At 63.0% G+C, this 22,909-nt stretch carries 24 protein-coding genes; 7 read left to right on the top strand and 17 right to left on the bottom strand.

Annotated elements, in window-relative coordinates; translation table 11 throughout:
* Positions 1–32: 32 nt before the first annotated feature.
* The 10 genes from HZ993_RS09530 to HZ993_RS09485 all read right to left on the bottom strand — a co-directional run bounded on the left by HZ993_RS09530 (position 33) and on the right by HZ993_RS09485 (position 10,437).
* A complete protein-coding gene (locus HZ993_RS09530; RefSeq protein ID WP_209397399.1) occupies positions 33–932 on the bottom strand; it encodes a D-hexose-6-phosphate mutarotase in 900 nt (299 codons plus the stop codon).
* A 10-nt stretch (positions 933–942) separates the two neighbouring features.
* Entirely contained in the window at positions 943–2,019 is a 1,077-nt protein-coding gene (locus tag HZ993_RS09525; protein WP_209397397.1) for a glycosyl hydrolase, read from the bottom strand.
* 228 nt (positions 2,020–2,247) lie between these two features.
* Positions 2,248–3,177, bottom strand: a complete 930-nt coding sequence (locus HZ993_RS09520; RefSeq protein ID WP_209397395.1) for a glycoside hydrolase family 16 protein — start codon at positions 3,175–3,177, stop codon at positions 2,248–2,250.
* An 8-nt stretch (positions 3,178–3,185) separates the two neighbouring features.
* A complete protein-coding gene (locus HZ993_RS09515; protein ID WP_209397393.1) occupies positions 3,186–4,466 on the bottom strand; it encodes an MFS transporter in 1,281 nt (426 codons plus the stop codon).
* 28 nt (positions 4,467–4,494) lie between these two features.
* Positions 4,495–5,982: a beta-N-acetylhexosaminidase gene (gene nagZ, locus HZ993_RS09510; RefSeq protein ID WP_245213895.1), complete on the bottom strand. Its 1,488-nt coding sequence runs from the start codon at positions 5,980–5,982 to the stop codon at positions 4,495–4,497.
* Between the two features lie 18 nt (positions 5,983–6,000).
* The gene (locus HZ993_RS09505) at positions 6,001–7,011 is read right to left on the bottom strand and encodes an SIS domain-containing protein (RefSeq protein ID WP_209398381.1); all 1,011 of its coding nucleotides are present in this window, start codon (positions 7,009–7,011) and stop codon (positions 6,001–6,003) included.
* Complete coding sequence (gene nagA, locus HZ993_RS09500; RefSeq protein ID WP_209397391.1) at positions 7,001–8,134, bottom strand: N-acetylglucosamine-6-phosphate deacetylase; 1,134 nt, start codon at positions 8,132–8,134, stop codon at positions 7,001–7,003. The genes HZ993_RS09505 and nagA overlap by 11 nt, the downstream gene beginning before the upstream one ends.
* Positions 8,131–8,871, bottom strand: a complete 741-nt coding sequence (locus tag HZ993_RS09495) for a GntR family transcriptional regulator (RefSeq protein ID WP_245213894.1) — start codon at positions 8,869–8,871, stop codon at positions 8,131–8,133. Before HZ993_RS09495 ends, nagA begins: the two co-directional genes overlap by 4 nt.
* 5 nt (positions 8,872–8,876) lie before the next feature.
* On the bottom strand, positions 8,877–9,743 hold the full coding sequence (locus HZ993_RS09490) for a BadF/BadG/BcrA/BcrD ATPase family protein (RefSeq protein WP_256440975.1): 867 nt from the start codon (positions 9,741–9,743) through the stop codon (positions 8,877–8,879).
* Between the two features lie 283 nt (positions 9,744–10,026).
* A complete protein-coding gene (locus HZ993_RS09485; RefSeq protein WP_209397387.1) occupies positions 10,027–10,437 on the bottom strand; it encodes a Rieske 2Fe-2S domain-containing protein in 411 nt (136 codons plus the stop codon).
* A gap of 599 nt (positions 10,438–11,036) precedes the next feature.
* Here HZ993_RS09485 and HZ993_RS09480 point away from each other — a divergent pair.
* Together HZ993_RS09480 and HZ993_RS09475 are read left to right on the top strand one after the other, a co-directional pair.
* Positions 11,037–11,315, top strand: a complete 279-nt coding sequence (locus HZ993_RS09480; RefSeq protein ID WP_209397385.1) for a BrnT family toxin — start codon at positions 11,037–11,039, stop codon at positions 11,313–11,315.
* Between the two features lie 4 nt (positions 11,316–11,319).
* Positions 11,320–11,607: a BrnA antitoxin family protein gene (locus HZ993_RS09475; protein ID WP_209397383.1), complete on the top strand. Its 288-nt coding sequence runs from the start codon at positions 11,320–11,322 to the stop codon at positions 11,605–11,607.
* A gap of 64 nt (positions 11,608–11,671) precedes the next feature.
* On the opposite strand, the gene HZ993_RS09470 is transcribed toward HZ993_RS09475, so the two are convergent.
* The 6 genes from HZ993_RS09470 to ftsY all read right to left on the bottom strand — a co-directional run bounded on the left by HZ993_RS09470 (position 11,672) and on the right by ftsY (position 17,083).
* Entirely contained in the window at positions 11,672–12,943 is a 1,272-nt protein-coding gene (locus tag HZ993_RS09470; protein WP_371816976.1) for an Hsp70 family protein, read from the bottom strand.
* Positions 12,933–13,631 (bottom strand): alpha/beta hydrolase, encoded by a 699-nt coding sequence (locus HZ993_RS09465; RefSeq protein ID WP_209397380.1) that lies wholly within the window; start codon positions 13,629–13,631, stop codon positions 12,933–12,935. Before HZ993_RS09465 ends, HZ993_RS09470 begins: the two co-directional genes overlap by 11 nt.
* Positions 13,632–13,720: 89 nt before the next feature.
* Positions 13,721–14,182, bottom strand: a complete 462-nt coding sequence (locus HZ993_RS09460) for a hypothetical protein (RefSeq protein WP_209397378.1) — start codon at positions 14,180–14,182, stop codon at positions 13,721–13,723.
* A gap of 73 nt (positions 14,183–14,255) precedes the next feature.
* Entirely contained in the window at positions 14,256–14,813 is a 558-nt protein-coding gene (locus tag HZ993_RS09455) for a DUF1569 domain-containing protein (protein WP_245213893.1), read from the bottom strand.
* 13 nt (positions 14,814–14,826) lie between these two features.
* The gene (locus HZ993_RS09450; RefSeq protein WP_245213892.1) at positions 14,827–15,927 is read right to left on the bottom strand and encodes an SMP-30/gluconolactonase/LRE family protein; all 1,101 of its coding nucleotides are present in this window, start codon (positions 15,925–15,927) and stop codon (positions 14,827–14,829) included.
* Positions 15,928–15,988: 61 nt separating this feature from the next.
* Positions 15,989–17,083 carry a signal recognition particle-docking protein FtsY gene (gene ftsY / locus HZ993_RS09445; protein WP_209397376.1) on the bottom strand — a complete coding sequence of 365 codons (1,095 nt, stop codon included), beginning with the start codon at positions 17,081–17,083 and terminating at the stop codon, positions 15,989–15,991.
* A gap of 151 nt (positions 17,084–17,234) precedes the next feature.
* On the opposite strand from ftsY, the gene HZ993_RS09440 reads away from it, so the two are divergent.
* The 5 genes from HZ993_RS09440 to HZ993_RS09420 are packed head-to-tail and all read left to right on the top strand — an operon-like array spanning position 17,235 to position 21,627.
* Positions 17,235–19,637: a bifunctional diguanylate cyclase/phosphodiesterase gene (locus tag HZ993_RS09440; protein WP_209397374.1), complete on the top strand. Its 2,403-nt coding sequence runs from the start codon at positions 17,235–17,237 to the stop codon at positions 19,635–19,637.
* Positions 19,638–19,646: 9 nt separating this feature from the next.
* Positions 19,647–20,363: a 16S rRNA (guanine(966)-N(2))-methyltransferase RsmD gene (gene rsmD / locus HZ993_RS09435; RefSeq protein ID WP_209397372.1), complete on the top strand. Its 717-nt coding sequence runs from the start codon at positions 19,647–19,649 to the stop codon at positions 20,361–20,363.
* Between the two features lie 39 nt (positions 20,364–20,402).
* Positions 20,403–20,894: a pantetheine-phosphate adenylyltransferase gene (coaD, locus tag HZ993_RS09430; protein WP_209397370.1), complete on the top strand. Its 492-nt coding sequence runs from the start codon at positions 20,403–20,405 to the stop codon at positions 20,892–20,894.
* A 19-nt stretch (positions 20,895–20,913) separates the two neighbouring features.
* A complete protein-coding gene (locus HZ993_RS09425) occupies positions 20,914–21,348 on the top strand; it encodes a universal stress protein (protein WP_209397368.1) in 435 nt (144 codons plus the stop codon).
* Positions 21,349–21,357: 9 nt separating this feature from the next.
* The gene (locus tag HZ993_RS09420; protein ID WP_209397366.1) at positions 21,358–21,627 is read left to right on the top strand and encodes a YfhL family 4Fe-4S dicluster ferredoxin; all 270 of its coding nucleotides are present in this window, start codon (positions 21,358–21,360) and stop codon (positions 21,625–21,627) included.
* Here the strand turns inward: HZ993_RS09420 and HZ993_RS09415 are convergent.
* The gene (locus HZ993_RS09415) at positions 21,617–22,867 is read right to left on the bottom strand and encodes an EAL domain-containing protein (protein ID WP_209397364.1); all 1,251 of its coding nucleotides are present in this window, start codon (positions 22,865–22,867) and stop codon (positions 21,617–21,619) included. The two genes, HZ993_RS09420 and HZ993_RS09415, sit on opposite strands and share 11 nt — an antisense overlap.
* Positions 22,868–22,909: the final 42 nt, after the last annotated feature.

The raw sequence follows: 22,909 nt of genomic DNA, 5'->3' as shown, positions 1-22,909 counted from the left end.
TGCGGGTGACTACCGCCGGGATGATAGCCGTGCTACGTCGGGCGGTGCTCTACAGACAGGGTTTGTGTCAGGCGGTGTAGACCACCCGGCGCCAGGGTGACACCATCGTCCTGTCCGGCATTGGTGGCTTCCACGCACAAAAAGTCTTTCCAGGCTGCATCGGGCACATCCACCATGCTGCGCGCTGTGTCTGCGCCGGGGTTCCATACCACCACCGACTGGCTGCCCTGGGTGTGGATGTGTATGCGCCGCGCCCACAGGTCGTCATGCAGTGTGTAGTGGTGCGACGGCTTGGTTGTGGCGTGCTGGTAGATGCGATCACAGGCGGTGTCGAGCTGGAAGGGGCTGTGTTGCACCGTGCCAGTGGTGCCCCGCAGCTTGTCCTCAAAACACAGATCTTCCAGCCCGGTCAGGCGCACCTGTGTCACGTCCTGCACCGCGAAATAGCTGTGCAGGGCCTGTGTCAATACAAAGGCTTGCGTGCCGTGGTTGTGGGTCTCCAGTGTCTGCTCCAGGTTTTCGCCCAGTGTGATGTGCAGGGCCACGCGCAGGTGGGGTGCAAACTGCAGCAGGGCATCGGCAGTTTGCGCAGTGCGGCAGGGGGTGAGCGTGAGGCTGACCCGCTCGGCACTGTCGGCGTGTACGGCGCTGATCTCCCATGGCAGGTTGCGCAGCGGCCCGTGTTGCATGGCCCCCGGCGGCATGCCCTGTTTGCCAAACCAGGGCCAACAAATGGGTACACCACCGCGTATGGCCGCAGGCGCCGGGCGTGATGTTGGTGATAACCAGAACACCTCCCGTTGTCCGGTCGGGATCCATGACAACAGGTGGGCGCCGTGTAATGCCACGGTGGCGGTGCCGTGCCGGGTGTTGAGCTGCAGGCTGGTGTGGCCTGCCTGCGTTACGGTTTGTAGGTTGGAGTGCGCTGGCATGTGCCCAAGCTTAGCGCAGCCCCTCGGCAAACGCCCGTGAAAAGGCCAGCGCGCTGTGGGTATTGAGGCTGCTGCAGGTGGGGGATACGGCGGTTGCACCACCTGCGCAAGGTGTATCGCGGTCCAGTGACCAGAAATGCAGGCCGCCCAGTTGTTCTTGCCGGGCCAGACGTGCCAGGGCCATGGCGTCGGCCGGGGTGAATACGTTCTCCACCACGTCGTTGATGCCCAACATGGCGGTGATTGCAATCTGTGCCTTGGGTATGCCATAGCGGCTGTGCAGGTTCTGTACCGCCTGCGCGGCGGAGGCCGCCATGTCGCAACGGCCCTCGCGCACCACGCAATTGGCGGGTTTGGCCGGGCCGTAGTTCATCACCATCAGGTTGATGACGTAGTGGTCGAGTTGCACGGCGCGAATGGCGGCCAGCACCTGATGGCCCTGGGCGTTCAGGCTGGCCTGGCCAGCATCGCTGGCGGCGTGGGTGGCCACCGTGAAGCTCATGCGTAAATGGGGCCGGCGCTGTTGGGCCACCTTGATGCGCTGTAGCAGGCTGTTGACCATCGCGGGTGTCTGGCCGGCCTCGATGTCGAAGTCGAATCCCAGCAACATGGGCGATGCGTAGCGAGCAACGAATTGCTCCATGCCCGCATCACTGCCACAGGTGAAGATGTTGCCTTCGCCGCCCGTGGAGATGATGTAGGGCAGGCCTGCACGGTTGAGCGCGGCGACATTGGCCTGTGCAACCGCCTGGGCCGCCAGATCGCCCCATTTTTCCTGGCCACACTCACCCGACGCAAAGGCCAGGGTCAGTGCCGTGACACCCGGCAGCAGCACCGACTGCGGCGTGGTGGCCACTACCTGGGGTGTTCCCAGCACCTGGGTGGTGGCCGCCGGGTGGTGTGAATCAACCGCCATGTTCAAGTGTTTGTAGGGGCCGTACACAAAACGGCTGTGGGGTGCGGCGGCCTGTGCTGCGGGCGGCTGCGGCGCGGATGTGCAGGCCAGCAGGATGCAGCAGGGAACGGTGATGGCCAGCGTGCGGAACAGTCTGGCGACGGGATGATGGAAGAGGGGTGGTGTGACCATGTCGGAGTGGGGTGTTACGGAATCGGGGTGGGCAAAAAAGGGGGCAGGAGAAACCAATCCTCCTGCCCACCAAACAGACTGCGTTCGCCCCCGATTCAGGCAGCCCCCATCGCTCAGGAAATCAATACCATGTCACATATTGAAGATGCCACTATGCTACCAATTATGATTTTTTGCAAGAAAAATTGCGATACGACCGCTCGGTGAAAACCCTGAAACCATCGTTAGTCAGAAGTCGCAGGTGCTGGCCAGCGCGGGTGTTCCTGGTGCAATTTTGTCAATAGCAGTGTGGCCACCGGCACGCAGCGCTTGCACTTGCGCGTCCACTTGCAACGGCGTCAGCAGCTGGTCTTTGGCATGTAAAACCCAGTCCACATCTTGTTCATACACCCGCGGTGATTTTGATACCGGTAAAAGACCACCCGGCGAAAACCACAGGTTGAAATTGATCGACATGGGCACCACGGGGTAGTTTCTGCCACCGTGTTCGGCCAGCAAAACGCCATCCAGGTAGTGGCGCGTTTTGCCACCCTGGATCTGCAGGACCAGGGTGTGCCAACCCGCCACCGAGCGTTTTTCCTGGTGTGCCTGGTTGTGGGCCTGCCAGGGGTCTATGCGCACGGTTTGCCAGGTGATGCCGTACAGCCGGGTGGTGGGGTCGCCCCAGCCGCCGTTGGGCAGGTATTCCCAATCCACCTCGCTGAACTCCGGGTCGAAGTCATGTTTCAGCGGGCTGACCACGTAGAAGGTCTGCACCACAACATCACCGTCTTCGCCGCTCACCGGTTCGTCTGAAAAGCGGATGCGGGCCGCATAGGTGCCTTCAAAATACTTGCGCGCATGGCAGATCTGGGCCTGGGTGGTGCCCTGGGGGGTGCCGTCGGTACTGGCACGCAGGCGCAGGAACTGGTTGCCCGCTTGCTGGGGGTCTGGTACCAGCGCCACCGTGGCTGGGCCCCACTGGGCACCCGAAATGCCGGGGTGGCCAGCCGCATGCCGCAGCGTCCAACCCTGCGCGCCCAGGGCTTGTACATGGGCTTGGCTGAAATCGTCAAAAAACAAACCCGGGGCATTCGCCGCCAGTGCCGAACTGCTGGCAGCAGCCGTGGCTACACAGGCGGCGAATGCTGTCAGACGGAAATAATGCTTGGCGTGCATGCCGGGGCTCAATCGCTCTTGGCTTCAGGCGCGGGGAACTTGACAAAAAACATCAAGGCCAGTGCCGGTACACCGCAGGCAATGGTCCACAGGAAAAAGTGTTCATAACCCATGCTGATCTGGATATCGCCGCTGATGGTCTTGGAGATGATGAAGCCCAGTTGCATCACACCCGAGCCCAGTGCGTAATGTGCGGTCTGGAAGCGACCGGGCGCCACGGCCTGCATGATGAACAAAATCATGCCGACAAATCCAAAACCATAGCCAAACATCTCAATGGCCACGGCTGCGCCTATGTGGACAACATCGGTGGGCAGGGTGCTGGCCAGGTAATAAAACACGGCATTGGGCACGGCCATGGCCACTATCAGCACGGGCATGGCGCGGCGCAGGCTCAGCCAAGATGTGAAGTAACCGCCCAAGATACTGCCAATCAGGAAGGCGGCCGTGCCCACCGTGCCGTAGATTCCACCCACTTGTTCGGTGCTCAACCCCAGGCCTCCCTTGTCGCGCGCTTCAATCAGGAACAGCGGGCCAATGGTCTGCACCTGGCCTTCGGCAAAACGAAACAACACGATGAACAGAATGGCCAGCCAGATGCCCGGCTTTTGCAGGAAGTCTTTCACCACCTCCAACAGCGTGCGCAACACGCTGGCTGCCGTCAGATCCGCGTGGTCGGTATTCAGGGTGCCGGGCAGGGCCCAGGCGTTGTAGCTGGCCAGTGCGGCCAGCACCACCGCCAGTAGCACAAAGATCGCAGACCAGGCGTTAAAAACCCCGAATCGGGTTTCCAGATGCCCCGCCAGAACCAGCAGGCCACCCAGTGTCAAAAACTTGGACGCATTAAAAAAAGCGCCTTGCCAACCGGCATAGGCCGCCTGTTGTTTGTCGTTCAGGCTGGCCATGTACAGGCCGTCGCACGCAATGTCGTGTGTGGCCGAGGCATAGGCCAACACAAAAAACACCGCGATGCTGGCCGCAAAATACATGGGCAACTGCAAGGCCAGTGCCATCAGCGCCAGGCCGGCCGCGCCGGTGAACTGCATGGCCACCACAATCAGCTTCTTGCTGCGCGCCATTTCCAAAAACGGACTCCACAGCGGCTTGAAGGCCCAGGCCAGGCCCAAGAGGCCGGTCCAGCGTGCGATCTGGTCGTTGGCCACGCCCATGTTCTTGAACATCAGGCCGGCAATCAGCATGACCACAAAAAACTGCATGCCCTGCACAAAGTACAGGCTGGCAACCCAGGTGATGGGCGAACGCGCAGGGGCGGTGGAGGCTGTGGTCATGGAAAGTCCCGTCTGGAAAGGAAGGAAGTCAGGCGTGTGTGAGTGCAACCGGTGCGGTGCCAGTCGCTTGGGCCTCGCCCTGCAGCCAGGCCTTGAGCGCGCGCATGGCACCGTCGGCGTAACCCCAGGTGACGATGGCGGGTGCGCGGATGTCCATCACCTGGAAGGGGTTCCAGATCGCCAGGTGCAGGTCCACCCCGGCTGCGGTGCTGGAGGCCCCGTAACGGCCGTGGTGGTTGGAGACCAGCACATTGCAACGCCCGTCACGCGGCAGGGTGGCCACATCCAGGTCGTGCAGTGTGGCCACGGGTAGGTACTGCACGTTGGCAAAACCGGAGAACAACGCTTGCACTTGCTCCAGCGGCAGGCCGGCTTCGGACACGCCGTCGCTGGCTACTGATGCCTGTGCGATCACCCGCAGCGGCTGTGCGCGTGCTGGTGCTACGGGCTGGCCCACCGCGGTGAGCCCTCGGGCCCAGGCGGTGGTCATCAGTGCATCGTCTTGTGCCTGCTGTGCCTCGCCGTACGGGCGGGTATGCAGCGGGAAGCGCCGGGCCAATGCGTCCACACTGTCGCGAGCACTGCGCATGGCGGTGTGGTCCAGGTCGCCGCTGTCCAGAGCAGCACCTATGGCTTGCAGGGCAGCAAGCTGTTCGGCGCGCTCGCCCTGTGCCAGCACCAGGTCGGCACCCGCCTGCAGGGTCAGTACCGAGGCGCGGGCATGGCCGTAACGGTCGTATACGGCCTTCATCATCAGGGCGTCGGTGATGACCACGCCGCTGTACCCAATGGACTCGCGCAACACACCGGTCAACAGCTTGCGCGACAGCGTAGCGGGGTGTTCGGGGTCGATCTGGGGATAGACGATGTGGGCTGTCATGACCGCGGGGGCCGTGCCGGCCAGCGCACGAAACGGCACCAGCTCCAGCTCTTCCAGTTGGGCCAGGGACTTGTCCACCGTGGGCAGGGCGCGGTGTGAATCGGTATGGGTGTCACCGTGGCCGGGGAAGTGTTTGATGCAACAGGCCACACCCTCGGACATGGCGCCTTCCATCCAGGCTCCTGCCAGGCGGGCCACCGCCACCGGGTCGGCAGAAAAGCTGCGTTCGGCAATCACCGGGTTGGCGGGGTTGTTGTTGACGTCCACCACCGGCGCAAAATTCCAGTTGATGCCCAGGCTGCGCAGGCCGCGCGACACGGCCGCGCCCACGTGTTGGGCCTGCACCAGATCACCACTGGCGCCCAACGCCATGGCTGCCGGTGCCTGCGGCAAAAAGGTGGCACGTATGACGGAGCCACCCTCCTGGTCAATGCCGATCAGGGCCAGTGGGCCCATGACTTCACGCAGGTCGGCGGTGAGCTTGCGCACCTCGGCCGCCGTGCCCAGGTTTTTGCGGAACAGGCATACCGCGCGGATATGGTGCTCGCGCAAGAAGTGGGCGGTGGATACATCGAGGCTTGTGCCCTCGATGTCCACCATCACCAGTTGCCCGGGGTACAGGTTTGTGTGTTGCATGATTGTGGGCTTCTGCGCTCAGTGTGTTTTGGTGACCTTGGCCAGGAAACGTGGCTCGTCGGGGTTGCGGCCGCGGGCGCGTGCCAGTTGTTCCACCATGGGGTAGAAGCTCTGGATCAGCGAGATCGGGTCCAGGTCAATCGAATCGGTTTCCACGATGGGCAGGTTGGCGCCCGGCGTGCCTGCGGGTGCTGCCAGCAGCACCTTGGCGCCGCGCAGGCGCATCTCTTCGGCCAGGGCCAGCAAACCGGCCTGGGCCGGGCCGCGCGGGGCGAACACCAGGAGTGGATAACCCTCTTCGATCAAGGCCATGGGGCCGTGTTTGACCTCGGCGCTGGAGAAGGCCTCGGCCTGTATGCCGCAGGTCTCCTTGAATTTGAGTGCGGCCTCCAGTGCCACCGGCATACCGGTGCCGCGGCCGATCACAAACAGGCGGTCCACGTGGTGCAGCACCTCCACACCGACCGACCAGTCCACGTGCGCCGCGCGGGACAAAACACCCGGCAGTGCGGACAGGGCGGACTGCAGCACCAAGTCGTCTTGCCACGCCGCGACGATTCGGGCACCTGCTACCAACTGGGCGATGTAACTCTTGGTGGCCGCCACACTGGCCTCGGTGCCGGCGTGCAAGGGGAACACCCACTGCGCGGCCTGGGCGAGTGGGGAGTCTTCCTTGTTCACAAACGCAGCGGTGATGGCGCCGCCTTCGGTGAAGTAACGTGTGGGTGCTACCAGATCCGGGCTTTGGCCGGATTGTGAAAACGCCAGAGAGACCAGACCCTTGCAGGCAATTTGCGACTGGTACAGCGTGACCAGCGACATGGGCAGGGATGTGACCAGACGCCCCATGCGGGCCATCACCAGATAGGCCAAAAAGTGCGCCGCATGGTCCGAGCTGCCGCGCGCCACGGTCAACACAGCGGTCGGGTTTTGTGTGCGCAACAACGCGCCAAAGTCGCAGTATTCCTTGTCGTTGTGGGCCAGCTGGTGGGCCACGGCCTGGGCGGCTTCGCGCGCCTCAGAGAGCATCAGTGTGTTCAACGGGATTCCCTTCAATGTAGATGGATTGCAATGCGAGGTCGCGGTCCAGCACGACCACGTCGGCCCAGGCGCCCACGGCCAGGCGGCCACGGTCGACCACACCCAGGTAGTCGGCAGCGTGGGTGGAGACGCGTTTGGATGCGTCCAGAATCGACAGGCCCAGCGTGTTCACCAGGTTGCGCAGGGCCTGGTCCAGTGTCAGCGTGGAACCGGCCAGCGTGCCATCGGCCAGGCGCACACCACCCAGGCACTTGAACACCTGGTGGCTGCCCAGGCGGTATTCCCCATCGGGCATGCCGGTGGCGGCCGTGGAGTCGGTCACGCAGTACAGGCAGGGTATGGAGCGGATGGCCACGCGGATGGCACCGGGGTGCACGTGGATCAGGTCGGGGATGAACTCCGCATACTGCGCATGGGCCAGGGCCGCACCCACCATGCCGGGCTCGCGGTGGTGCAGGCCGGTCATGGCGTTGAACAAATGCGTAAAGCTGCGCGCGCCCCGGGCCAGTGCCTGCACACCGTCATCGTAGGTGCCCAGGCTGTGGCCGATTTGCACGCGGTAGCCGGCATCACACAGCGATTCGATCAGCTCCATATTGCCCGGCACCTCGGGCGCCATGGTGATGACACGTATGGGCGCCAGGGCGTTGAGCTGGCTCAGCTCTGCAGTCTGCACCGGCCGCGCAAACGCGGGTTGCGCACCCAGCTTGCCGTCGTTGATGTAGGGGCCCTCCAGGTGCACACCCAATACCCGTGCACCACCCGGTGCGCGCTGACGGCAAATGCCACTTAGCGCGCCCATGGCAGACACCAGGTCTTCCATGGGGGCCGTCATGGTGGTGGCCAGGATGGACGTGGTCCCGTGTTGTGCATGCACCTGGCTGATGCGTACCGCGGCGTCGCCACCTTCCATGATGTCGCGGCCACCGGCGCCGTGCACGTGCAGGTCGATAAAGCCGGGCAGCACCAGCGGATCGCCGGACGCACGCGCCGCTTCTTCGCTGATCGCCTTGCCGTGGATGTGGTCTATGCGCCCCTCGGCTGTGAAGGCGATGGACCCATGCACAAAACCGGAGGGCGTCAGGATATTGCCGACGACGGAACGCATCACTCGCGCCTCATTTCCGCGACGAAGTCGTAGTAGTCGCTGCGACAGTAGGAGTGGGTCAACTCCACCGCCTGGCCCGATTCCAGGTAACCAATACGTGTGATGAACAACACGGCCTGGCGATCGGGTATGCCTAACTGTTCGGCCAGCCGGGGCTGGGCGTTGAGCGCACGGATGTGCTGCAGGGCCCGCACCGGCGTACGCTGGATGCTGTCCAGGTATTCGTACAGCGAGTTGCCCACCAGCATGGGGTCGGCAATGATGGTTTGCGGCAGCACACTAACCTCATAAGCCATGACCACGTTGTCGGCCAGGCGCAGGCGCTCCAGCCGCACCACCTTTTCACCGGTGGACAGGCCCAGCGATAACTGTTCGTCCGTCATGGCCACATCGATCTTGCGCTCCAGCCAGCGGGACGAGGGTGTGTAGCCCCTGCGCAGCAATTCTTCGGAGAAGCTGGTCAGCTGCGACAGCGGCTGCTCCAGCATGGGGGCGATGTAGTTGCCCGAACCGCGCCTGCGCACGATCAGGCCCTGTGATACCAGTTGGTCAATCGCCGAGCGGGCGGTCACGCGGGACACATTCAGTGTCTCAGCCAACAGGCGCTCAGAAGGCAAGGCCTCGTCGGGCTTGTAGTGGCCTTCGCGTATCAGCTGGGCCAGCTTGCGGGCCAGCTGCATGTAGATGGGCGAGCTGTCGCGGGGATCTGGGTCGAAGGTGAGCATTTCGCCTGGTGTCATGGTGACTATTCCAATGATTGGTGGACAAGCGTCAGGGCGCCGTGTACGGCGTCCTGGGGTGAAGCGATGGCGCGTGCGCGGGTAGCGCCCGCCAGTCGCGGCAAAAGTTGGCGGCCCACACTGCCACACACGGCCAGGGGCATTACTGCCTGGGGGTCCAGCGCGGCGGCCATGCGTTCTATGGCGGCGGCGGCCTCCGCCAGCAGGGCTTCGGCAGCGGTGTCACTGGCGGCGGATGCAAACACCGTAGGCGCCAGTTGGGCGTATTCGTTTTGGCCGGCCGTGGCACACCAGGCCTGCAGGGCATCGCGGTGGCTACCGCACAACTGGTGGATCTGGGTAGCCAGCGGGCCTGCGGGCAGGCGGCGGTCCATCACCTCCTGGGCGTGGGACATGGCGCGCAGGCCCAGCCAGGCGCCGCTGCCCTCGTCACCCACCGGGAAGCCCCAGCCGCTGACCTGGTGGCGTGTGCCATCGGCATACAAGGCCTCGCCTACGCTGCCGGTGCCCGCCGCCACCATGGCGCCGGGCAAGCCTTTATGGGCGGCCAGCAGGGCGATGTAGGCATCGTTTTCGACAGCAAGGTGGGCAAAACCAGGGTTGGTGGCTACAAACGCGTCGCACCAGGGCTGGTGGTGCACGCCCGACAGGCCTGCGCCCAGGGCGCACTGAGACCAATCCGGTACCGCCAGCTCGGCCAGCGCGAACGCCTGGTGCACAGCCGCCAGGATGTTGCGCCAGGCCGCGGCCACGCCTTGCCCCAGCGCAGACGGCCCCGCACTGGCCAGTGCCAGGACGGTCCCACTACGGGTGGCTAACACAACGCGGGTACCGGTGCCTCCACCGTCTACACCCAACAAATACTTAACCATTGCTGCTTTTGACTTGTTTTGACGCCCCAAGGCGGGGTGTCGATTGAATGTGGGAATATCTTAACATACCAATTTAATACCAGTATTAGGGTTTTTTCTACGTGGGCTTGAAATAATTGCCAGCCACGGGGCTGGGCAGGGGCCGGCCTTGGCACCGTTTCTCCAAGCTGGGTGGTGCGTGGCACTGGCAAGAGGCGCTGGTATGGTCTTGGTCTGGCATGACCAGCCAGCACAGGCAAAAACAGAACCGCCAGCGTACCGCTAGCCGCCAGGAGCCCCGATATTACCCGCCGGATGTGGCAATACGGAGTGCGCCGTCCTCGGCGATGTGCAGGGGAACCGGCACCAGCGACTCACCCGCACATTCCCCGGCCTCACACACTCCATCAGACCAGCGGTAGCGCATGTAGTGGACGTTGCAGGTGATGCTGACCCGGGGCGTGAAGATCAACTGAGATTGTTTGGCCGCCAGCGGCACGCCAAAGTGGGCACAGCGGTTGACAAAGGCCGTGACTACCAGACCATCGCGCAACAAAAGCAGCTTGAAGGCCGCGCCCGGCCCACCACCCGTGTCCAACTCCCACAGCGTGGCCTGGCCGTCCGGCAGGGCGTCCCGCTGGCACAACAACGCGGTTCCGGGTGCGGGGGCGTTGGGCAGGGCGGACCAGTGGGGTGGGGCGGGCGGGGTGGGCATGGGTGCAATGTATTGCATCCATGGGCCGGGTGGGGTGATTTACGGAGGACGTTTAAGCCAAACTGGCCTCTAGCCCCCGTGTAATATGAATGTATAGCTATCAAATACGTAGTAATTTGAGTCACATTCGCTCCACTGAGCATCCCTGGGACGGCTAAGCATTTTTGAAGATGTCGCGAAACAGCTCAGGCGCGCCAGGGTTCTGGGGCATGGTGGCGATGGCTTTACTGTACAGCGCCAGCACATCATGGCCAGTCCCAGCTGGGCGCCATGAGCCTAGCCCAGCCAAAACATGCGCATTCACCCGCAAAGAAGGGGGCTTTCCACTGGTGGTTTTTGAGGCCAAGGCCGCGAGCAAGAACCCGCTTATCGGCAAGGAGTAGGCCCGCAGATACGCCAAATCGCAAAACTGCCGCTGTGTCATCCTCTCTAACGACAACTTGCACTACCCCAGGTATGGCGCACCCGCATTCCCGAGTACGTCAAAGACAACGTGCCACTGAACCAGTTCACGTAGCCAAAAACGCTTCAATCGAAGCACAAACGACTACAGGTGACAACCCCGGAAATACACATTACCATGTGTATAATTTTGAGCCATGAACTTCATCTGGGATGAACCCAAACGCCAGTCGAACCTGAAAAAGCACGGCCTGGACTTTGCGGATGCCGTCAAGGTTTTCAGTGGTCCATTGGTTCTATTTGAGGACCAACGCGAAAACTATGGCGAACAGCGCATGATTGGCATTGGGCTACTCGACTACCTGGTCGTCCTGATCGTTCATGTTGAATCGGACGACAGCATCCGCATCATTTCCATGCGAAAGGCAGACAGCGATGAAACAGACCTCTTCTACAAAAACGCCGGTTACTTCTAACGACATGAGCGACGACGCACCCAAACTGACGCAGGCGAATTTTGACAATGCCAAGCTGCGGGTGGCGGGCCGCGATGTCAACCGCGCCGAGTGGCAAACGGCAGTTCGTGCCAGGGTTGGCAAGCAGCGCATCAACATCATGCTGGACGCACCCATCATCGAACACTTCAAGGCACTGGCGGGCAACCGGGGCTACCAGACGCTTATCAACGACTCGCTGCGCCGGGTGATTGAAACCGGCCACCTGGAAGCCGACCTGCGCCGCGTGATCCGCGAAGAGTTGTCACACTAAATCGGCCACTAGCCCCCGTGGAATATGGCTGGCCCACTATATATTTCATAGTATTTGGCTGCACTCAAATACCTACAGCCGCCCCGGCATACCCCAATCCCGCCGCCACCCCGCCAAAACGGTTGCCTTCTACCAATGTGGCGCTGGGCATGGCGGCCCGCAGCGCCTCCACCAGCGGACGCAATGCGGAGGAGCCGCCGGTCAGGTAGACGGCGTCCACGCTGGCCAGGCCGGAGCGCTGCACGCAGAGCTGCGCACACTCCACGACCTGGGTCAGCGCCTGTTGCAGCGTGTCGGCCATGCCCGGCGCACTGACCGTTGCACCCAGGTGTTCGCTGGGGCCGTGGCCCAGAAAATCCAGGTCGACCAGGGCGTCCTCGCCCGAAATGGAGCATGCGATCTTGGCCGCCTCCACGCCGGCCAGCATGCGGTGGCCGTGCTGGCCCTCCAGCGCGTCCATCAGGCGGGTATGCAGGGTCTGGTCGGTGTAATCGGTCCACAGCTCCTTGGCGAAGTGCATGGCCTTGCGGCTGTAGGCCTGGTGGATCAGGTGCCAGGTGGTCAGATCAAAAAACACGCTGTTGGGTACCGGGCGCCCGCCGGTGCCGATGTGGCGGTAGCCCAGCAGCGGCATCACGGTGGACAGGTCCAGTAGGCGGTCGAAGTCGGTGCCGCCGATGTGCACACCCGTGGTGGCCAGGATGTCGGCCGTGCGGTCGCGCATCTGGCTGCGTGTCGGGTTCAGGCGGATGACGGTGAAGTCGGACGTGCCGCCGCCAATGTCCACCACCAGGGCCGTGGTTTCGCGGTCCACACGTTGTTCGTAGTCCAGCGCGGCGGCAATCGGCTCCAGCTGGAAGGCGATGTCGGTAAAGCCGGCCTCCATGGCCGCGCGGCCGAGGGTCTCCTGCGCCAGTGCGTCGCGGTCGGCATCGTCATCCACAAAATGCACCGGGCGGCCCAGCATGGCGCGGGTCAGGGGCTGGCCGACCTGGCCTCGCAGCGGCGCTTTGAGCTCCTTGAAGAACAACACGACGATGTCAAAGAAACGCATGCTCTGGCCATTGACCGCCGTGTACTCGTCCATCAGGCGGCTGCCCAGCAGGCTTTTCAGCGAGCGCAGCAGGCGGCCTTCGGTGCCGGCCAGGTAGGCCTGCATGGCGTCCGACCCATACAGCACGGTATGGGTTTCGCTGGCAAAGAACAGGGCCGTGGGCATCTCGGCGCGCGCGCCGTCCAGCGCGATCGTGTGCATCTGCCCATCGGCGCCAATCAGCGCAGCGGCGGAGTTCGAAGTGCCAAAGTCAATGCCCAGCGTCAGGGGTTTACTGGGCACTGGCAGACGCTCCCAGCACCTGCTTCAGAAAAGCGGAAATGTCGGCCACCTCGCGTGGGTGCACGCTGTGCGGCATGGGGTAGGTGTGCCATTGCACCGGGTGGCCCAGGGCAGCTAGGGCGTTGCGCGAGTCCTCGCCGCGGGCCAGCACCACCACCGGGTCCTGTGTGCCGTGGGCCATAAAGACCGGGGTGCTGGCGTTGGCCTGCGTGCGTTCGCTGGCAAAACGATCGGCCAGCGGCAAGTAGCCCGACAGGGCCATGATGCCGGCAATGCGGTGCGGCAGGCGCAGGCCCGTGTGCAGGGCCATGGCACAGCCCTGGCTGAAGCCGGCCAGCACGATGCGCTCGTACGGAATGCCGCGAGCTACTTCGTTTTCGATCAGCGCGGTGATGTCTTTCTCGGATTTTTCGATACCGGCGCTGTCCTGGCGGTCCACCAGGCCCAGGCCCATGATGTCGTACCAGGCAGGCATCACATAACCGCCGTTCAGTGTGACCGGGATGCTGGGCGCGTGGGGGAAGACAAAACGGATGGGTGGGCAGCCGCGCAAATCCAACTGTGGCACCAGGCTGGCAAAGTCATTGCCGTCGGCGCCCAGGCCGTGCATCCAGATGACGGCGGCGGTGGGGTTGGGGGCGGATTCGAGCTCGATGCGGGGCAGGAGCGGAGATGTGGGTGCGGTCATGGCGAAGGGCTCGGTGGCAATTGCGAAACCCTCGATTGTCCATGAAGGCGGACCCGGCCGCGCAGCGCACGGCCGGGGTGCCGGTCAGGCTAATAAAAGCAGTCTGGGTAAACCAGCCTGGCTTGGTCCAGTGCGCGGTCGCCCAGCGCCACCAGGTCTTGTACGCTGTGTTCAGCCACGTGGGCCTTTGCCAGGCCGGCGATTGCTTCCAGGTGGCGGTTGGCCAGCAGCATGTTGTGCAGGTCATCCACCGTCATGTCCAGCAGTTCAAACGCCAGCTGCAGGGCCATGGCACGGCTGCCCTCTTGCTCACGCGGCAGCAGGCCGTGCAGGTAGATGGTGCCCAGGCAAAGGGCATAAATGCCTTCATGGGCCATCAGGTAACGGCCAACAGGACTTAGCTCACGCGTTTTGGCATCTCGCGTGGAAACCATGGCGTTGGAGAGGAAGCGCAGGGCGGCCACCTCGTCAAAACGTGCTTTTTGCAATTGACGGCTCCACAGCAGGAGTTCCAGCTGCGGCGTCGGTCGTTGGAGTAGGGATGTTGTCATACCACTAAGCCTTTTTTCTATTGGGAGGACTCCCTGTATCTATCGGCAGTCCTGCAAAAGACTAAAGGGGCAGTTATGACGCCACGTCAAAGGCTGACAGGTGATTGGCCAGGTGCATGGCGTGGGCGTGTTCGTAGGCGGGCTTGTTCAAGCTGCCGTAGGCGAAGTGGGGCTGTAGCGCGGTGCTGCGTTTGTGAAAATCCGCGATGGCGGTTTGCAGCCGCGCCATCGCCAAGCCGGCATCGTTGCTGGTGTCCAGCGCGGGTGCGCCGGGGATGGGCTCAGCCAGGTCATGGTTCATGCGACCACGCCAGTAGAAGAACTGAAACGCCAGGGTGCCTGCGGTGTTCTGGAACAGGGCTGATTTGGATTCGGGGAACCCCGTCAACGAGTATTCGATGCTCTGGGCGCAGTGGGTCAGTGTCTGGGGCCAGGACCATTGTGTGGCAGACCGCAGGTTCGCTGCTTTGGCCAAGCGGTCGATTTCGCGTTGGGCGTCTTTCAAGGACGCAAATACCAGTTGGCGGTCGCCCGCGTTGGCTTTCTGGCAAGCCGTTGTGGAGGCCGCGGCCACGCCAACCGCTGTGGTGGTGATAAAGGTCCGGCGGGAAAGGTGTGGATGGGTGTGCATGGTGGGAGTGTTCCTACTGCTTGGGCAACCAGCCCAGTCCATGTGCATGCAAGCTCTGGACGTAGAGGCGGTCTTTGGTTTCGGTGATGGCGGTGGTCTCGGGGTAGGCGCCGGTCGGGTCCTGCAGGTCGGCCACGATCTTGCCGTCTTCGGTGAAGGCCACCACATGTCCGTAGGACTTGGGCACCGGCCAGAAGGCGCGGGGCAGGCGCAGCGTCAGGCGGCGCAGCCACGGCTTGTCGGCCATGTTGTCAGCCGTGGGGTTGCGGGGTTTGGCAAAACCCATCCAGATCTTGCCGTCCAGGCCACGCATCAGGTTGTCGGGGTAGCCCGGCAGGTTGTCCAGCAGCACGGTGGCCTGCGGGCTGGGCTGGGCCACGTTGAGGCCGCTGGCGCTGGTGGCAATTTTCCACAGGCGGAACTTGCCGGTCTCGGTCACAAAGAGCGATTGTTCGTCGGTACTCAAGGCCACGCCGTTGGCAAAACTCAGGCCGTAGGCCAGTACGCGGGTGGCCTGGGTGGCGGGGTCGTATTCCAGCAGGCGGCCGGTGGACGCGCCTTCAATGATGTCCAGCACACTGGCCTCGAAGGTGCCGCCCCAGTCTTTGGGTGCAAAACGGCTGGATGCGTCGCTGAAATACATGCGGCCACTCTTGGCCACCACCACCGCGTCGGCATACCGTATCGGGTCGCCGTTAACAGTGTCCGTCAACACCGTGATTTTGCGGTCGGGCGCGATGGACAGCAGGCCTTTGACGGCGTCTGCGGCGATCAGGTTGCCCTGGGCATCAAAATCAAAACCCAGCACACGGCCGCCGGTGTTGGCAAACACCTCCTGGGCCGTACCGTCAGGGTTAATGCGCAGGATGTTGCCACTGGCTACCGTGGTGTAGAGCTTGCCGTCGGGGGCAATCGCAATGTGCTCGGGGCCCACCTCGCCCTTGAGGTCAATGATCTTCAGATTCGCCAGCTTGGTGTTGACGGCATGGGGCCCCACATAACCGGGTGCCTTGGGCAGATTGAAAGCGGCCGGTGTGATGGGCACGGGCCACAACAAAAGGTAGGCAACTGCTACCACCACCAAGGCCAACACAACAGCCAGAATTTTTTTCACCGCAGGGCTCCTTTTTTTGTGTGCCAAGGATAGCCGCAACGGTGGCAGACCAGGCTGGGGCCTACCCCAATAAAGCCTGCGCAAATTCCCGCGCGTTGAAGGTCTCCAGCTCTTCCAGTTTTTCACCGACTCCGATGAAGTACACCGGGATGGGCCGTTCGCGCGCAATGGCGGCGATGACACCACCTTTGGCCGTGCCGTCCAGCTTGGTGATGATCAGGCCGGTCAGCTTCAGGGCATCGTCAAAGGCACGCACCTGGGTCAAGGCGTTCTGGCCCGTGTTGCCGTCGATGACCAGCAGCACTTCGTGGGGTGCTGTGCCATCGGCCTTCTGGATCACCCGTTTGATCTTTTTCAGCTCTTCCATCAGGTGCAACTGGGTCGGCAGGCGCCCGGCGGTGTCAATCAGCACCACATCCTTGCCACGGGCCTTACCAGCGCTGACGGCATCAAAACTGACCGCAGCAGGGTCGCCGCCCTCCTGGCTGACGATCTCCACCAGGTTGCGGTCCGCCCATATGCCGAGCTGTTCACGTGCCGCGGCGCGGAAGGTGTCGGCCGCGGCCAGCAACACGCTGGCGTTGTGGTCACACAGGTGTTTGGTCAGTTTGCCGATGGAGGTGGTCTTGCCGGCCCCATTGACACCCGCCACCATGATGACGGTGGGTTTGTGTTCACCAATGACCAGTGGTTTTTGCAAGGGTTGCAGCAGGTCGGTCAGCAGGGCGACCAGGATGTTTTTCAGCGCCACCGGGTGGGTCACGCCGCTGTCGTTGACCTTGCGGCGCAGCTCGGTCAACAGGTACTGCGTGGCGGGCACACCGGCATCGGCCATCAGTAGCGCGTCTTCCAGCTTTTCGTACAGGGCCTCGTCGATCAGCGAGCCGCCAAACACGGTGGAGATGCTGCCGGCCGTCTTGCCCAGGCTGGACTTGAGCTTGTCCACCCATTTCTGGCGCTCGGGCGGTGTGGCGCCGGGTTCGGGAATGTCGATGGGCGTGACCAGGGCGCTGCCGATCAGCGAACCACCGGTGGCAGGAGCGGTGAACGATGGGCGAGTCGGGGGCGGCGCGGGTGGCGCAGACGGCTCTTCCAGGGCGGGTGTAGCAGGTACCGGGGGAGCGGGAGGAGGCTTCTTTTTGAAAAAACTGAACATGTGCTGGTTTCTTGGAGTGCCTGCATTCTATGAAACGGGCTCAAAGGCCCCCTGGGAGCGCTTTCACACTAGGGTAATCCCGCCCGTTTGTGTCGGTATAAGCGCCAAGCCTGGTTGCACAATGTAACAACTTGTCTTCCGTGTCTTTTTGATGCAATACGCCCTGATCACCAATGCCGCTGTCAGCCTCATCATGGGCTGCGCCTTGGTGATGGTGTGGCGGCGGGACCCTACCCAGGCCTTTACCAGCTACATCGGCTGGGCCAACCTGGTCCAACTGCTGGTGCCCATGGTCTACTGGGCCAAGGTACAGGGTGGGGCCACCGGCGAGGTGGTCGGCAATTTTGCGCTGGCCGCCGTGGCGGGTGCCTACTCCACACTGCTGCTGGTGGGTACGGCGCATCTGGCGAACCGGCCGTTGCCGCGTCAATCGGCCTGGCTGATTCTGGTGGTGCTGTCCATCATCGTTGCCTCTGCCGTGGGTTTTGGCGGTCCGCGGGTGGGGCAGGCCAGTATGGGGACCATCAACACACTGTTAGGTCTAGTGTGCTGCTACTGGTTGTGGAATGCCGGTGCCACCCGGTTCAGTTCGGAGAAGCTGGTGGGGCCCTTGCTGGTCATGCTGGGGCTGATCCAGTTCATCTACGTGGCCTACCAGGATGCCGGTGCCGAGCTGCTGGCCACGCTGGGTTCACTGCTGCGCATCATCCTGGGCCTGGTGCTGGTCTACGCGGCATTGGACCGCGGGGCGCTGGCCGCGCGCAAGTTGCAGATGCGGTTTGAGCGGCTGGCAGAGCGCTCCCACCAGGGCATCATGATCAGCTTGGGCGAGAGCAGCATCGTCTACGCCAACCCGGCCTGCCTGGCCATATATGGCGTGCAGAGCCTGGCCGAGCTGCGGGTGGTGACGGTGGCGCGCACCATACCCAAGGCCGAACGGGCCAAGGTCGGAAAAATCCTGGCCGACATGCAAAACGGCCAATTGCAGGACGCGGGTTACGAGGCGCTGCGCCACCGCGCCGACGGTACGCCTCTATGGCTGAATTTCCATTATTTTCCGACCGAGTGGGACGGCGCGCCCGCGGTGCAGGTGTTGATTTCGGACGAGACGCGCCGCCACGAGGCCAACCAAGCGCTGATCCACCAGGCACTGCACGACGAGCTGACTGGCCTGCCCAACCGGGCCTCCCTGATCGCCAGCCTGCGCAAGCGCTGCACCGCGCAGGAGCCGCTGCCGCGTTTTGTGCTGGTGCTGATGAACATCGACCGCTTCAAGCTGTTCAACGAGGCCCACGGCCATTCCATGGGGGACGAAGTTTTGCGCGCCATGGGACTGGCACTGCGCGCGGCCATGGATGCCGACTGTGAGGTCATGCGTTCGGCGGGTGACGAGTTTGCGCTGGTCTCCGCACCGCATGGCAGCAGTGATACGGCCGTGGAATTGGTGACACGGGTGCGGCAGCTGCTGGCCAAGCCCCTGCAGGTGGCGGGCCAGGAGTTTTTTCTGGATGCCTCCCTGGGCATTGCCCTGTACCCCAACAGCGCGCGGGATGCGGATTCCCTGTTGCGCGCGGCCAATGCTGCTATGCATGTTGCCAAGCGCACACCGGGCACATCCCACCAGTTGGCTGAAAAGGCGTTTGAACGTGGCTCCAGCAATGCACTGGAGCAGGAGCAGGCCATGCGCGCCGGCATAGAGCGTGCCGAATTCCAGCTGATGTACCAACCCAAGGTGGACGCGCGCACGGGCCGCCTGACCAGCCTGGAGGCCCTGGCACGCTGGAACCGGCCCGGTGTGGGCCAGGTGAGCCCAGTAGAGTTCATTGCAGCGGCTGAGCGCACCGGTTTGATCGGTGCTTTGGGAACGGCACTGTTGAAACAGGCGTGTGAACAGATTGCACGGTGGCGTGCCCAGTTCAGCCACTGCGTGCCGGTGGCGGTGAATGTGTCGCCTTTGCAGATGCTGGACCCCCGTTTTCCGCAGCTGGTAGCACAAACGCTGCAGTCCTATGGCGTGGCCGCGCAATGGCTGACGCTGGAAATCACCGAAAGCTCGGCCGTGCAAAACCTGGAGCAGACCACCGCCCAGGTGGAGCAACTGCGCGCCATGGGTGTGCATGTGGCCATGGACGATTTTGGGACCGGCTTTTCATCGCTGAACATGTTGCGCAGCCTGCGCCTGCACACGGTCAAGATAGACCGTGGCCTGATAGACCCGTTGCCGTCCCCCGATGCGGTAGCCGTGGTGCGTGCCATCTGCCAACTGGCCGATGCCCTGCACCTGCACGTGGTCGCCGAAGGTGTGGAGACCCAGGCCCAGGCCACGGCGGCGCGTGATGCAGGCTGTGGCGAGTTGCAGGGTTATTTGTATTCCAAGCCCCTGCCGGCCCAGGACGTTGCCATGTGGTTGACGCGGCGCGCCCTGGAGCACCAGGTCGACACTGCGGCATTGCCCCTGCAGTCCGTGAATGTAGCCCCCACGTTTGTCGCTTCGCGTACTGCGCTGCCCCCCGAGGGGGCCCGAACCGTCTTGGGGCGGCCCGGCGGCGGTTAAGCTTGGCACATGAAGAAACCCAGCAAGTCCCCCTCCAAAAACGCCAGCGGTGGTGCCAAAGCGCCCGGCAAAAAGCCCGCCCGCGTACCCGTACACAAAGGCCCCTCCGGCGAGATCCGCCTGATTGGCGGCCATTGGAAACGCATCAAACTCAAGGTGGCCGACCGCCCCGGCCTGCGCCCCACGCCGGACCGTGTGCGCGAAACCCTGTTCAACTGGCTGGGCCAGGACCTGCACGGCCTGCGCTGTGTGGATGCCTTTGCCGGCACCGGCGCCCTGGGTTTTGAGGCTGCGTCGCGTGGTGCCGCCGAAGTGCTGCTGGTGGAGCACGATGGCGCTTTGGTGGTGCAGTTGCAGCGTGTACAGGCCCAATTGCTGGCCCTGGAGTTGCCTGAAGCCGCCGCCCCGCAAAAGCTGCACATCCTGCGAGGCGAGGGGGTGGCCACGCTACGCCAGCTGGCACCCGCCAGTTACCACGTGATCTTCTTGGACCCACCGTTTGATGGCGAGCTGTATGAGCCCGCCCTGGCCGCCGCAGCCCGTGCATTGGCGGTGAATGGGTCCATCTACCTGGAAGGCCCCAAGGCCTGGACCGATGCCCTGCTGGAGCCCTTTGGCCTGGTGGTGTACCGCCACCTGAAAGCGGGTGCGGTGCATGCCCACGTGCTGCGCGCCGCTGCAGCAACAGTGGATACCGCCGCACCGGCTGATACCCCCGCTGCATAATCGCAACCATAGCTGGGCCCTGTGGCCCGGGAGCTTTCGATGCAAAACCCCGTGATCGCCGTCTACCCCGGCACCTTTGACCCCATCACCCTGGGCCACCAAGACCTCATCCGCCGCGCCGCCAACCTGTTTGACACCGTTATCGTTGCGGTGGCCGCCGCGCACCACAAGAAAACCCTGTTCAGCCTGGAAGAGCGGCTGGACACGGTGCGCGAAGTGGTGCAGGCCTATCCCAATGTGCAGGTGGAGTCGTTTACCGGCCTGGTGCGGGATTTTGCGGTGGACCATGGCGCCAAAGCCATGTTGCGGGGTGTGCGCTCGGTGACGGACTTTGATTTTGAGAACCAGCTCGCCGGCATGAACCGCGCCTTAGCCCCTGACGTGGAAACGGTGTTTCTGACGCCGGACGCACGTTACCAGTACATTTCCAGTACGCTGGTGCGGGAGATCGCCGCACTCAAGGGTGATGTGGCGCAGTTTGTGGCCCCGACCGTGTTTGCCCGCCTGATGCAGAAATTGAAGCACGCCTGAAAACCACCAAGGAAACCCCATGAAAATCTTGCTGCCTGTGGATGGTTCGGAGTTGTCGCTGGAGGCCGTGCGTTTTGCGATCCGCATGATTTTGGCGGGCCTGCGTGCCGACGCGGTGTTGGCCAATGTGCAGGAGCCCGCCAATTTGTACGAGTTGCTGGTGGCACACGATCCGGAGGTGATAAACAAGGTCAGCGAAGAGGCCGGTCGGCATACGCTGCTGTCTGCGCAGGCTCTGCTGGACGCCGCAGGTGTGGTCTATGAGTGCGAGGTGGCCAAGGGTGACCCGGCCCACACCATTGTGGACATTGCCGAGCGATTTGCCTGCGACTTGATCGTGATGGGTGCGCGCGGCAACAGTGCACTGCGCAGTGCCATGCTGGGCTCGGTGTCCAACGAAGTGTTGCACGCCAGCCCGGTACCGGTGCTGATTGCCAAGCCGGACGAGGTCTGAACCCACACCATGGCCCTGCTCATTACCGACGAATGCATCAACTGCGACGTCTGCGAACCCGAATGCCCCAACGATGCCATCTACATGGGTGTCGCGATCTACGAGATTGACCCCCACAAATGCACCGAATGTGTAGGGCACTTCGAAGAGCCGCAGTGTGTGCAGGTGTGCCCCGTGTCTTGTATCCCGGTCAACCCGGAGTTTGTAGAAGACAAAGAAACCCTGTGGCAGAAGTACCGGCGCCTGCAGCAGGACGCCGCTCTGAGCACTAAGGTTTAAGTGCCGCAGTATGGGCCATTTGCGCGGCCCGGTGTTTGAGGGTCCAGGCCGCCATTTGGTCCTTGGGCATGGGTTTGCCATAGTGGTAGCCCTGTGCATGGCTGCAACCCAGAGCTCTTAACTGATCGGCGATCTCGGCATCTTCTATACCTTCGGCAATGGTGCTCATGCCAATGGAGCGGGCCAGCTCCAGCGCCGCTTTGATGATGTGCAGGCTGCGTTCCGACTGGTTGACCTGTTGCACAAAGGTTTTGTCAATTTTCAGGCAGGTGAAGGGCAGGGACTGCAGGTAGTCCAGACCAGCGTAACCGGTCCCAAAATCATCCAGCGCAATGCCTATGCCCAATGCCCGCAGGCGGTGCAGGGACCGCGCCACATCGTCCATGTTCTGGATGATGATGGTTTCGGTCAACTCGATGCGCAGCTCATGGGGGGCCATACCATGTTCGCTCAGGCAGGTTTGCACCGCAGCCACAATGTCACCGCCACCCAGTTCGGGGGCCGACAGATTGATGCTCATGAAGGGTTGGTGGCGTGCACTGTCCACACAGAACGGGCGCAGTTCGGACCAGTCGGCCACGGCGCGTTGCAGCACCCACTGGCCGATGCGGTGTATCAGGCCGGTTTTCTCGGCCAGGGGTATGAATTCGGCCGGGCTGACCAAACCCAGGCTGGGGTGGTGCCAGCGTATCAGCGCCTCAAAGCCGACCACCGCCAAGCCGTCGAACGCAATCAGGGGCTGGTAAAACAGTTCGAGCTGCTGGCGGTCGATGGCGTCGGACAGGTCCTGCGCCAGCGATAAGGTGCGCACAGCCGCCTTGTGCAGGTCCAGGGCCGCAGTCGCGGCATCTGCAGGGTTTGCATCCGGGTTGCCCAGCCGTTGCTGCAGGCCGGCGGCATCATGGGTGCTGCGAAAGCGTGCCAGCAGCAGGTGCAACAGGTACTGGATAACGGAGTCCGAACGCAGCAGCAGTTCTTCGACGTGGCTGCGGTCGATGCGGATCAGGCGCGTAGGTACCAGGGCGCGGACCGATGCGGTGCGGGGTTGGCGGTCCAGCAGGGCCACCTCGCCAAACATGGCGCCTTCGGTCAGGATGGCGATGCGCCTTTGCTCCGTGCCCACACCGGTTAATACCTCCACACAGCCTTCTTCGATGACGTAGGCCGAGTCGCCGGGGTCTCCCCACTGGAAAACCAGTTCCTGGCCTTCGAATACTTCCCGGTCAAATGCGTCTGTCATTGATGCACCCAAGTCATGAGGTTGGCCAGCGCAGGGTGCCAG

Origin of the sequence: Rhodoferax sp. AJA081-3 (assembly GCF_017798165.1) — a bacterium.
Lineage (GTDB): Bacteria > Pseudomonadota > Gammaproteobacteria > Burkholderiales > Burkholderiaceae_C > Allorhodoferax.
This window is presented reverse-complemented; position numbering and strand designations above follow the sequence as displayed.

What these genes read in the sequence shown, in the direction of transcription:
- HZ993_RS09530 (WP_209397399.1), bottom strand. Translation starts at nt 932, where the DNA reads ATGCCAGCGCACTCCAACCTACAAACCGTAACGCAGGCAGGCCACACC.
- HZ993_RS09525 (WP_209397397.1), bottom strand. Translation starts at nt 2,019, where the DNA reads ATGGTCACACCACCCCTCTTCCATCATCCCGTCGCCAGACTGTTCCGC.
- HZ993_RS09520 (WP_209397395.1), bottom strand. Translation starts at nt 3,177, where the DNA reads ATGCACGCCAAGCATTATTTCCGTCTGACAGCATTCGCCGCCTGTGTA.
- HZ993_RS09515 (WP_209397393.1), bottom strand. Translation starts at nt 4,466, where the DNA reads ATGACCACAGCCTCCACCGCCCCTGCGCGTTCGCCCATCACCTGGGTT.
- nagZ (WP_245213895.1), bottom strand. Translation starts at nt 5,982, where the DNA reads ATGCAACACACAAACCTGTACCCCGGGCAACTGGTGATGGTGGACATC.
- HZ993_RS09505 (WP_209398381.1), bottom strand. Translation starts at nt 7,011, where the DNA reads ATGCTCTCTGAGGCGCGCGAAGCCGCCCAGGCCGTGGCCCACCAGCTG.
- HZ993_RS09495 (WP_245213894.1), bottom strand. Translation starts at nt 8,871, where the DNA reads ATGACACCAGGCGAAATGCTCACCTTCGACCCAGATCCCCGCGACAGC.
- HZ993_RS09490 (WP_256440975.1), bottom strand. Translation starts at nt 9,743, where the DNA reads ATGGTTAAGTATTTGTTGGGTGTAGACGGTGGAGGCACCGGTACCCGC.
- HZ993_RS09485 (WP_209397387.1), bottom strand. Translation starts at nt 10,437, where the DNA reads ATGCCCACCCCGCCCGCCCCACCCCACTGGTCCGCCCTGCCCAACGCC.
- HZ993_RS09480 (WP_209397385.1), top strand. Translation starts at nt 11,037, where the DNA reads ATGAACTTCATCTGGGATGAACCCAAACGCCAGTCGAACCTGAAAAAG.
- HZ993_RS09475 (WP_209397383.1), top strand. Translation starts at nt 11,320, where the DNA reads ATGAGCGACGACGCACCCAAACTGACGCAGGCGAATTTTGACAATGCC.
- HZ993_RS09465 (WP_209397380.1), bottom strand. Translation starts at nt 13,631, where the DNA reads ATGACCGCACCCACATCTCCGCTCCTGCCCCGCATCGAGCTCGAATCC.
- HZ993_RS09460 (WP_209397378.1), bottom strand. Translation starts at nt 14,182, where the DNA reads ATGACAACATCCCTACTCCAACGACCGACGCCGCAGCTGGAACTCCTG.
- HZ993_RS09455 (WP_245213893.1), bottom strand. Translation starts at nt 14,813, where the DNA reads ATGCACACCCATCCACACCTTTCCCGCCGGACCTTTATCACCACCACA.
- ftsY (WP_209397376.1), bottom strand. Translation starts at nt 17,083, where the DNA reads ATGTTCAGTTTTTTCAAAAAGAAGCCTCCTCCCGCTCCCCCGGTACCT.
- HZ993_RS09440 (WP_209397374.1), top strand. Translation starts at nt 17,235, where the DNA reads ATGCAATACGCCCTGATCACCAATGCCGCTGTCAGCCTCATCATGGGC.
- rsmD (WP_209397372.1), top strand. Translation starts at nt 19,647, where the DNA reads ATGAAGAAACCCAGCAAGTCCCCCTCCAAAAACGCCAGCGGTGGTGCC.
- coaD (WP_209397370.1), top strand. Translation starts at nt 20,403, where the DNA reads ATGCAAAACCCCGTGATCGCCGTCTACCCCGGCACCTTTGACCCCATC.
- HZ993_RS09425 (WP_209397368.1), top strand. Translation starts at nt 20,914, where the DNA reads ATGAAAATCTTGCTGCCTGTGGATGGTTCGGAGTTGTCGCTGGAGGCC.
- HZ993_RS09420 (WP_209397366.1), top strand. Translation starts at nt 21,358, where the DNA reads ATGGCCCTGCTCATTACCGACGAATGCATCAACTGCGACGTCTGCGAA.
- HZ993_RS09415 (WP_209397364.1), bottom strand. Translation starts at nt 22,867, where the DNA reads ATGACAGACGCATTTGACCGGGAAGTATTCGAAGGCCAGGAACTGGTT.